The sequence below is a fragment of the Streptomyces tricolor genome, assembly GCF_002155905.1.
In the GTDB taxonomy this organism is placed as follows: domain Bacteria; phylum Actinomycetota; class Actinomycetes; order Streptomycetales; family Streptomycetaceae; genus Streptomyces; species Streptomyces tricolor.
In genome coordinates this window covers 1-9,843 of record NZ_MUMF01000666.1, presented here as the reverse complement: position 1 = coordinate 9,843, position 9,843 = coordinate 1, and the positions used below count along the sequence as shown (strand labels likewise).

At 73.0% G+C, this 9,843-nt stretch carries 6 protein-coding genes and 1 pseudogene; 2 read left to right on the top strand and 5 right to left on the bottom strand.

The genetic code is table 11. The annotated features are described in order from the left end of the window. Window positions 1-419 (bottom strand): annotated as a pseudogene (locus tag CCN44_RS36935) (fumarylacetoacetate hydrolase family protein); the annotation flags it as partial. 142 nt (window positions 420-561) lie between these two features. On the opposite strand from CCN44_RS36935, the gene CCN44_RS36930 reads away from it, so the two are divergent. After that, complete coding sequence (locus CCN44_RS36930; RefSeq protein ID WP_059247943.1) at window positions 562-1,479, top strand: LysR family transcriptional regulator; 918 nt, start codon at window positions 562-564, stop codon at window positions 1,477-1,479. A 414-nt stretch (window positions 1,480-1,893) separates the two neighbouring features. Here CCN44_RS36930 and CCN44_RS36925 read toward each other — a convergent pair whose 3' ends face one another. The 4 genes from CCN44_RS36925 to CCN44_RS36910 all read right to left on the bottom strand — a co-directional run bounded on the left by CCN44_RS36925 (window position 1,894) and on the right by CCN44_RS36910 (window position 8,298). Further along, on the bottom strand, window positions 1,894-4,656 hold the full coding sequence (locus CCN44_RS36925) for a SpoIIE family protein phosphatase (RefSeq protein WP_237481180.1): 2,763 nt from the start codon (window positions 4,654-4,656) through the stop codon (window positions 1,894-1,896). Window positions 4,657-4,967: 311 nt separating this feature from the next. Further along, window positions 4,968-5,534: an RICIN domain-containing protein gene (locus tag CCN44_RS36920; RefSeq protein WP_107502149.1), complete on the bottom strand. Its 567-nt coding sequence runs from the start codon at window positions 5,532-5,534 to the stop codon at window positions 4,968-4,970. Window positions 5,535-5,938: 404 nt separating this feature from the next. Next, on the bottom strand, window positions 5,939-7,543 hold the full coding sequence (locus tag CCN44_RS36915; RefSeq protein ID WP_086703075.1) for an MFS transporter: 1,605 nt from the start codon (window positions 7,541-7,543) through the stop codon (window positions 5,939-5,941). Then, on the bottom strand, window positions 7,540-8,298 hold the full coding sequence (locus CCN44_RS36910) for an SDR family NAD(P)-dependent oxidoreductase (RefSeq protein WP_086703073.1): 759 nt from the start codon (window positions 8,296-8,298) through the stop codon (window positions 7,540-7,542). The genes CCN44_RS36915 and CCN44_RS36910 overlap by 4 nt, the downstream gene beginning before the upstream one ends. A gap of 421 nt (window positions 8,299-8,719) precedes the next feature. On the opposite strand from CCN44_RS36910, the gene CCN44_RS47965 reads away from it, so the two are divergent. Further along, window positions 8,720-8,944 carry a helix-turn-helix domain-containing protein gene (locus CCN44_RS47965; RefSeq protein ID WP_059247938.1) on the top strand — a complete coding sequence of 75 codons (225 nt, stop codon included), beginning with the start codon at window positions 8,720-8,722 and terminating at the stop codon, window positions 8,942-8,944. Window positions 8,945-9,843: the final 899 nt, after the last annotated feature.

The window sequence follows — 9,843 nt, the reverse complement described above, 5'->3', positions numbered from 1 at the left end:
GGCAGGTCCTCGGCGGCCCGCCGGTCCATGATCTCCGCGGCCTCCGCCCGGCGCTCGCTCTCGGGCCGGTCGTCACCGGGGGCGCGGTGGGCGACGTGCAGGTCGATGACGTGCTGCCGGTAGTTCGCGCCCGACTGGAACACCTGGCGCGGAGCCACGGGCGCGTGCACGCGCAGCTCCGTGGCGGCCGTGCGGGCCAGGCCGGTGTCGGCGGCCACCGCGCGCAGCCGAGGCAGGGTCGTCTCCCAGCGGTCCAGCACGTCGAGGGTGGTCAGCCGGTCGTCGCCGAAGACGTCCCGCAGATCGACGGCCCGGCCGTCGGGAGTGACGAGGGCGGGGAACTCCGGCCCGTCCGGGGCCGAGAGGGTGGCGAGGGCGAACGGTCCGGCGAAGAGCGCGGACGCGGGTTCGGGTTTCACGGACGTGTCCTCCTGATTGCGGTGCGACCAATCTGGCCCCGGCAGCCGCAATCAGGGAAATAGATTGTGTGGATACCTACCATCCACCAGGGTTATTCCCCCTGTATCTCCCGCTCGTCGCCGCACCGTAGGGGCCTGATCCGTGAACCTCGCCCGTCTGGACCTCAACCTCGTCGTCGCCCTGCGCGCCCTGCTGGAGGAGCGCAACGTCACCCGGGCCGGGCAGCGCGTCGGTCTGAGCCAGCCCGCGATGAGCGCGGCCCTCGCCCGGCTGCGCCGGCACTTCGACGACGACCTGCTCGCCCGCGTCGGCGGCCACTACGAGCTGACCGCGCTCGGCCAGGTGCTCCTGGACCGCACCGCCACCGCCTACGACGTACTGGAACGCCTCTTCTCCAGCCAGGCCGACTTCGACCCGGCCAAGGAGAACCGCGAGTTCCGGCTGATGGCGTCCGACTACGCCGTCGCCGTCTTCGGCACCGAACTGGCCCGCGTCGTGCACGAGGAGGCCCCCGGCATCCGGCTCCGCTTCACCCAGACCCCGCCGACCGTCGTGGACGACACCGCGACGCTGCTGAGCGCCACCGACGGCCTGCTCATGCCGCACGGCATCATCAGCGACTTCCCCGCCACCGACCTCTACGACGACCGCTGGGTGTTCCTCGTGGCACGCGACCACCCCGGTGTCGGGGACCGGCTCACCCGGCGGGACCTGGCCCGGCTGCCCTGGGTGACCTACCAGCGCACCTATGACGCCCCCGCGGTACGGCAACTGGGCATGCTCGGCATCGAACCGCGTGCGGAGGTGTCCGTCGACAGCTTTCAACTCCTGCCCCTGATGATCGCCGGCACCCGGCGCATCGCCCTGATCCAGGCACGCCTGGCCCGGCTGCTCACGCCGATCGCCGCGGTGCGGGTGGTGGAGCCGCCGTACGAGGCCGTGCCGCTGCGCGAAGCGATGTGGTGGCACCCGGTGCACACGCACGACGCGGCCCACATCTGGCTGCGCGAGACGGCGGCGCGGGTGGGGGCGCGACTGCCCCGCACAGCCGAGGAATGACACGTCCGCAGCTGGGCCCCTCGACGGCGCGGAGGCGCTGTTCCTCGAACGCCTCTCACCACCGCACACGGCGCTCAACTGCACCCGGGTCGCCGCGGGCACCTGCCGCGGCTGTGTCCACGAGGGCACACAGCCCCGGGGCGCGCGGCGCGGACGGTCCGGTCCTGGGCATGCCCCGGGTCGTGGGTGCAGGTGGGGTTCCGGGGCGTGTTCGGATTCCGGGGCACGCGCGGCACCCCCGACGACGCGCGCCCGAGCGGCCGGTCCCATCACCGCCAGGCGTGACGGAGCATTCGACGCGCCCCCGAGCGGCGGTCCCGTCACCACCGGGCGTGACGGAGCATCTGTCGTCCGAGCCGCGCATCCGGGCCGGGCCGGTCGTGACCGGCTCGGCACGGGAGGCCGGCCGGCGGGTCAGCCGGCGTCGTCGAACATCGCCAGCAGCGCCTGCTCGTCCGGCTCCGACGCGGGCTGCTCCGGCTGCGGAATCTGCTCGGCCCACACCGTCTTGCCCTGCGGCATGAAGCGGGCACCCCAGCTCTTGGTGAACTGGGCCACGAGGAACAGACCGCGCCCGCCCTCCTCGGTCGTGGCCGCCCGCCGGATACGCGGGGAGGTGTTGCTGCGGTCGGAGACCTCACAGATCAGCGAGTCGTCGCGCAGCAACCGCAGGCCCACCGGCCCCTGGCCGCCGTACCGCACGGCGTTGGTGACCAGCTCGCTGACCACCAGCCCGGTGTTGAAATCCAGCTCCGACATGCCCCAGGCGGCGAGCTGAGCACGGGTCAGCTCCCTGGCCCGGGCCACGGCCGAGGGCTCGGACGGAAACTCCCAGGACGCCACCCGGTCCTCGGGCAGCGCGTGCACGCGAGCCAGCAGGAGGGCCACGTCGTCGTGCGGGCCGCCGGGCGGGAGGGTGTCCGCGACCCGGTCGCAGATGTCCTCCAGCGCCGGACCGGCCTGGTTCAGCGAGTCCAGCAGCCGGCCGGTGTGCGCTTCGGTGTCGCCGTAACCTCGGCTCTCCTTGAGCAGGCCGTCGGTGTACATCGTCAGCAGGCTGTCCGCGGGCAGGTCGACGGTGGCGGACTCGTACGGCTGGATCCCGCCGAGCCCGAGCGGCGGACCGGCCGGAAGGTCGATCAGCTCCGCCCGGCCGCCCGGCTTCAGCACGGCGGGCGGCGGATGACCCGCCCGTGCCGCCGTGCAGCGGCAGGACACCGGGTCGTAGATCACGTACAGGCAGGTCGTCCCGGTCGCGGGGTCCTGACCGCCGGCCGAGTCGTCGGGGGCCCGGCTGACCAGGTCGTCCAGATGGGCCAGCACCTCCTCCGGCAGCAGGTCCAGCCCGGCCAGCGTCCGCACCGCCGTCCGCAGGCGGCCCATGGTGGCCGCCGCCTGCAGACCGTTTCCGGGCACGTCCCCGACGACCAGCGCCACGCGCATCCCGGACAGCGGGATCGCGTCGAACCAGTCCCCGCCCACCCCTGCCCGGGCGTCCGCGGGCAGATAGCGGGAGGCGAGGTCGACGGCGCTCAGCCGGGGCAGGGCGCGCGGCAGCAGACTGCGTTGCAGGGTGAGGGAGGCCTGATGCTCCCGACGGTAGCGGCGGGCGTTGTCCACGCTGATCGCGGCCCGGGCCGCCAGCTCGCCCGCCAGCGTCAGGTCGTCCTGCTCGTACGGCCTGGTCCTGCCACGGCGGTAGAACCCCGCCAGGCCCAGGACGGATCCCCGCGCGGACAGCGGAGCGCCCAGGTAGGAGTGCACGCCCTCGCCGAGCAGGTCGACGGGGTGAACCCGGTCGGCCGGGTGCCCGGCCAGGGCGGCGGTCATCACCGAGTCCGTCACCGGCTTCCCGGTCTCCAGGCACCGGGCCTGGGGCGTGCCGGCGGGGTAGCCGACCGGCTCGTCCGCACCGGCGATCGCGAAGTCGCGGGACTCCTCACCCGTCCGGGCGGCCACCCGGCGCAGCGCCACGTCGGGGCGCAGCCGTCCGGCCGGTGGTTCCTCGCCCGCCAGGACGCAGTCCATCAGGTCGACGACGACCAGGTCGGCGAAGCGCGGCACGGCGATCTCCGCCAGTTCCTCGGCGGTGCGCCGCATGTCCAGGGTGGTGCCGAGGCGGACGCCTGCCTCGTTCAGGAGGGACAGCCGCCCGCGTGCCTCGGCGGCGAGCCGGCCGACGCCCGGCTCGCCGACCAGCAGCAGCCACGCGTCGGCCGGTCCGGCGGCCTGTGGTTCCGCCGTCGCTCCCCGGTCATTCGCCTCCGCCGCCTCGGCGGGACGGTCGAGGAGCGGCACACGACGCCCGTCGGGGCCGGTCGCGGTGGTCCGGCCCGTCAGACCCGTGCCACGGGCCTCCTCGAAGCTGACCTCGACCGCCGCGCCCTCCGCGTCGCCGTGGTGCAGCTCCCGGCGGCGCAGCAGGGCCGTGCGGCTGCCCGCGAGGGGCACCTCGGCGAACGTCTCACCCGTGGAGGAGATCAGCTCGACGGCACGCTCCAGCAGGATCAGCCGCTCCTGCGAGGTCAGCCGGGGCGCCGGCCCGCCGAGCCGGGACAGCTCTCCCGAGCCGAGTTCCAGCTCGGCATGCCCGCCGCGCTCCCTGGCCCGCTGGAAGGAGCGCATGAGCTGGACCTCGCGGGCCGTGCTCAGCTCCAGCAGGCGTTCTTCGATGCGTTCGGTGGCGTCCTGCAGGACCAGTGCCATGCCGGGGTTGGCCAGCTCGCGCGGCACGGAGAGGTTGACCGCGCCCCGCACGGTGCCGCCCACCGGGTCGCGCACCGGCGCGGCCATGCAGGTCAGCTCCTTGAGGTCGTGCAAGAAGTGTTCGTGGCCGACGACCACGAACGGTGCCCTGGTGCTCAGCACCATGCTGACGCTGCTGGTCCCCATGAATCGCTCATCGACATTGGCGCCCGGCACCAGCGAGGCGGCGTCCATCAGCCTCAGCCCCGCCGGGTCGCCCCACCGGTCCACGATGTTCGCCCGTGAGTCGGCCAGCGCCACGGTCACCGGGACCCCCGCGAACCGTTCGTACAGGTGGTCCAGGACCGGCGTGGCAGCCCTGATCAGCCGGGAGTCGGGATCCAGGTCACTCTCGATCGGCAGGGCCGCCCGCTCGCGGTCGATGCCGAGAGACTGCGAGCGCTGCCAGGACGCGAGGATTTCCGGGCGCACTCCGGTATCCGGCAGCGCCCCCTCCCCGTGACCTCTGCCCGAAGGAGTGGGATATACCTCCACGGAACCAGGATAGTCGCGCAAACAGGGCATTCACGTCGAGGATGGCAGGGGCCCCGGGCCGAGTACGGTCCCGCGGCCGACCGCCTGAGGAACTCGGTCGAGGGCGAGCGGCTCGGTTGCCAGCCCCGCCGAGGAGCAGTGGGTGGCACGGGTGCGCGGACCGCCCGACGGATGCGGAGGTCGGACCCCCGGCGGATTCGGGGGTCCGCGCCCCGCTCGGCGCCCCTGACTCACTCAGGTCCGAGCGGTCAGGACCACAACGATCCGGCCTGGCTGTTGCAGGTCCACTGCTGGGCCCGCGCACCGTTGCGCCTGGAGGAGTTCTCGATCTCCAGGCACTTGCCGCTACGGGCATTGACGATGTACAACCGGTCACCGCTGGTCTCGACGAAGCGCCACTTGGCGCCGTCCTGGCCGTTGCAGGTCCACTGCTGGGCGCGGGCGCCGTTGCGCTTGGAGGAGTTCTCGATCTCCAGGCACTTGCCGCTACGGACATTGATGATTTCCGCGCGGTTCCCGCCGAGGTTCCGGAGTTTCCACTTGGCTCCGGCTTGGCCGTTGCAGGTCCACTGCTGGGCGCGGGCGCCGTTGCGCTTGGAGGAGTTCTCGATCTCCAGGCACTTACCACTGTGGTTACGGATGATGAAGACGGTGGCCCTGGCGTCGATCGCGCCGTCGGCCGTGCCCGCCAGGTGCGTGCCCGTCATGGGGCGCTCGGGCGCGGCGGCCGGGGCCGCGGCGGCCGGGCCGGGAGCAGCGACTGCGGACAGCGCCATCGTGACTCCGGCGGCGGCGAGGGCACGTGAGAACCGCATGAACACATTCCCTTTCGTCGGTGTGCTGGTTCGTGCTCGACCGGGCCCGCTGCCGTCCCCCGTCATCCGTGGCAGCTGCGAGCCGTACGGCCGTGCCCCATCACAGTGGCCCGCCGACCGGCTGCCTGTCGTTAGCAGCGGGTCCACACTTCCTTGGCACCGAGGCCACCTCGCCGCGAGGGTGATCCCACCGAGCCGGTCGAGCCGCACGACCTCGGACCTCCTGGGCGCCCTCGGCCCGGTAGCAGCCGTGATCGGGTACCTGGCGGACGACGAGGGAGAGCACGACGTGGTGGCGGACACCCGCCTCCTTTCGGCCTCGCCGGGGCAGGTACGCCACTTCCAGCGGCCCGTGGCCGCTGACCGCGTCCTCGCCGCCGGCGTAGGTGCCGCGCTCGTCGCGGTCAGCGTGTCCCCGTCGTACTTCTTCCCAGAAGGAAGCAGATCACCGCTGACGTCACAGCACACAGCACGGCGCTGGCCCACAGCACGGTGTGCCAGGCGTCGGTGAGGCCGTGCGTCACCAACGCGGTGAAGTCGGGCCGTACGGAGGCGGGCAGCTCGGAGAGCGGGCCGGAGAGGTCACCGGCGTTCACGCTGTTGGCGAGCCGGCCCGAGCTGCCGTCGTACGACGGGAACTCGTTCAGCCTCGCGTCGAAGGGCTTGCGCACGAGGTTGACGAGGGCCGCGCTCACCGCCGCGATGGCCAGGGCCTCGCTGCCGAGCCGCAGCGTGTTCAGGAAGCCGGCGGCTGTGCCCGTGCTCTCGGGTGCCACGACGTCGAGGACCGCTCCGTCCACCAGCCCGAAGTTGAGGCCCAGCCCGACCCCCAGCGTGATCAGCGGACCGGCCAGCGTACCCGGGGCCAGCCCCGGTTCGAGTACGGCGGCCAGCCACCCCACGCCCACGGTCAGGCACAGCAGACTGAGCCCGAACACGCCGCGGAGCGTCAGCCCCCAGCGCAGCAGCCGCGTTGCCGCCAGGGGGGTCACCAGGATCGGCAGTGTCATCAGCAGCATGACTCCGCCCGCGTCACGGCTGGAGTAACCGTTCGCCACCATCAGGTAGTTGGGCAGCAGGGGCAGCAGGATGACGAAGGACAGGGTGGCTACGACGGGTATCAGGCACAAGGCCGTGAACTGGCGGTTGCGCAGCAGACGCAGATCCAGCATGGGGTGCCGCACCTGCCGCTCCACCAGGGCGAAGGCCGCCAGCAGCACCACCGATCCAACCAGCAGTCCCAGCACTTCGGCGCTGCCCCAGCCCCGTTGCGGGCCTTCGACTGTGCCCAGCATGAGGAGGAACAGCCCGCCGGAGAAGGCGGCGGTACCGGCCCAGTCGACCCTGACCGGGCGGAAGCCGTCGGTGCCGTCTTCCCCGGCTGGCCGGCGGCCCCGCACGGCGTGCTCCTCGGCCCCGTCCCGTGGCAGGAGGGGCACCGTGCACCACACCACAGCCATCAGCGCCGCGTGCAGCCCGAAGAAGGCGCGCCAGCCGAGTGTGTCGGTCACCAGCCCGGCGGCCATCGCCCCGAGCGCGAGCCCCGCGCCCGTGGTGATGCCGACCGCTCCGAAGGCGCGACCGCGCGCCTTCCCCTTGAATGTGGCGCCGATCAGTGAGCTGCCACTGGTCAGCAGCGCCGCCGCGCCGACCCCGGCCAGAGCACGCGCGAAGTCGAGCAACAGGATGTCGTCCGCTGCCGCACTCACCGTGGACGCCACCGTGAACAGGGCGGCACCACCCGCGAACGCCCGGCGCCGGCCCCACCGATCGGCCAGCGAGCCGCAGGCCAGCAGAAAGCTGGCGAAGGTGAGGTTGTAACCGTGCACCACCCATTGCAACGCCGCCAGCGACGCGCCGCTCTCCCGCCCGATCGCCGGCAGTGCCACACCCGAGCCCGTCACCGATGTCGGCAGCACCAGCAGGGCCAGCAGGACGGCGACCAACACCGGCACCGCTCTCCGCTGCCGGTCCGCCTGCCGGGGTGCGGCGTCGCATGCCGTGCTCATGCGGCCGGTACCGATCCGACGAGGCCGCCGTCGACGACGAGGTCCTGGCCGGTGATGTAGGCGGCGTCCTCGGAGGCCAGGAAGGCGACGGCGGCTGCGACTTCGTCGGGATGACCGAGCGCGCCCAGTGCCACCTCGGCGCTGTTGCGGGCCTCGGCGTCCGGGTGGGGGTTGGCCTCCCGCCACATCGCCGTGTCGATGTATCCGGGGCTGACGGAGTTGACGCGGATGCCGCGGGCCGCCAGGTCGGAGCCCATGGTCCGGGCGAGGTTGTGCACCGCTGCTTTGCTGGCGGAGTAGACCGATGCGACGGGCAGTCCGCGGTGCAGGGTCCAGGAGGCGTTGATGACGACGGCGCCCCCGCGCGGCATGAGCCGCAGGGCCTTCTGCACGGTGAAGAAGACGCCCTTGAAGTTGATGTCGACGGTGCGGTCGAAGTCGTCCTCGGTGATGTCCGCGGTCGGCTTGAAAATGCCGGTCCCGGCGTTGGCGAAGACCGCGTCCAGCGAGCCTCGCCAGGTCTCGATACGGCGCATCAGTGCATCGAGGTCGGACAGGGACGCGGCGTCGGCCCGGTGGGCCAGAACCCGGTCGCCCACCGCGTCGAGGTGTGCCACGGCCGCGTCGAGCCGCGTCTGGTCACGGCCCGTGATGACCACATAGGCGCCTTCGTCCAGGAGCCGTCGTGCCGTGGCGAGCCCGATGCCGCTGGTACCGCCGGTGATCAGGGCCGTCTTGTTCGTGAATCGCTGCATGGCAACGATCTTGGAGCGGGGCGAGCGGACCCGGCAGTGTCGGCTGAGCCTGGGTCTGTCACCACCACCCTCGACGCGGGCCCCGGCGTGCGGCCAAGGCCAACCGGTCCCCGATCGGACGGATGAGCAAGCCCTTGAACCGGGAGTCGACCCGGCCGAGTACGCGCGAAGACCGGAGCGGAGTATCCAGCTCCTCTTCCACTGTCGCGGCACAGCCACTGGCCCGTCGTCATGCCCGTCGACCACCGGAGCACCGCCCCCGCTACGTCGGCCGCCGCCCCAGACCCACCGACTATGCCGGCGCCGCAGTGTCCCGGGCGGTGACCGCTCGCGGAAGAACGCGGCAGCCAGGGGGCATCGCGTCCTTTCCGGGGTACACGACGATCACAACCGGAGAACCGATCACGGAAGGAGACGAGCCGTGCGGAAGGGCGAACAGATCACCGGTACGGCCCGCGAGAAGCTCGCGCGGGAGATGAAGGAGCAGTACGAGGGGGGCAGGTCCATACGGGCCATCGCCGAGGCATACGGCCGGTCGTACGGATTCGTCCACCGCGTCCTCACCGAGACGGACGTCTCCCTGCGCGGCCGGGGCGGGGAGCATCCGCAGCGGCGCCTCGGCACGGCCGCCCCCTCAGGCCGGTAGCCATCCTCCAGCGGGCGGCGGCCGGTCGTCCGTGGCGGGCGGCCGCCGCGCCGGTGCAGCGACGGACCCCGCCGCGCCATCGAAGCGCACCGCCACGCGGCCCGGCCGTCCCGGGCTGATCCCGCCATCGCCGAAGCGGTGGAGCGGCAGACCACCGCGATGCGGGAGCGAGACCGCCACGCGTGTCCCAAGCCGGACATCGCCCCGATCGAGCAGGCCCGCACACAGCGCCGTCGCCAGCCGCGGCGACCGAGGCCCCTGCCCTGCGCCGGACCCGTACAGAGCTGGACCCACTCCCGTTCGCAAACCCCGGCTCGCGCGGGGACGCCCCCGGGCCGGCGTGCCTACTGCCTTGAGCTAGCCCCGTGGGCCCACGGACGTGCGCCTCGTGCGCCCTGTCCGACCGACTCGCCCGGTCCCAGCGCCGAGGCTGTCCGCCGGCGGCGTTCCCGCGGCCCGCCGACTGGTCACGGCCGGCGCCTGCGCAGGGCACGGCCAGGCGCTGCCGCTGCCCCGGGCCGCCGCCACGCGCAGCCCGGAGGAACGTCTGGTCGGCAGCGCCCGGGCCGCCGACGCGTGGGTGCTCGCCTACCAGCTCTCCGTCGAGCAGGCCGCACCAAGGCCGCCGGCACATACGCGGAACGGGCCGCCGCCCCGGCCCACCGCCCCGGCAGTGCTTGCCACCGCGGCCCTCGCGGCGGCGAACCGCTGCGCACTGGCCGAACAGGAGAGGCCCTGCACCTGCTTGAGCGGTGCGCCCACCTGACGGCCGGCTCCCGGCCCCCGGCCCCCGGTCGCCGAACTGGATGCGCGGGCATGGCGGTGCTCACGCCACCCACACCGCTGCCCCACCCCATCAGTCCGCTCTCGCCCGGCGACTTCGTGGCTCAGCCTCAGCG

Coding starts and splice junctions, on each gene's coding strand:
- CCN44_RS36915 (WP_086703075.1), bottom strand. CDS start 7,543: ATGAGCACGGCATGCGACGCCGCACCCCGGCAGGCGGACCGGCAGCGG.
- CCN44_RS36910 (WP_086703073.1), bottom strand. CDS start 8,298: ATGCAGCGATTCACGAACAAGACGGCCCTGATCACCGGCGGTACCAGC.
- CCN44_RS36920 (WP_107502149.1), bottom strand. CDS start 5,534: ATGCGGTTCTCACGTGCCCTCGCCGCCGCCGGAGTCACGATGGCGCTG.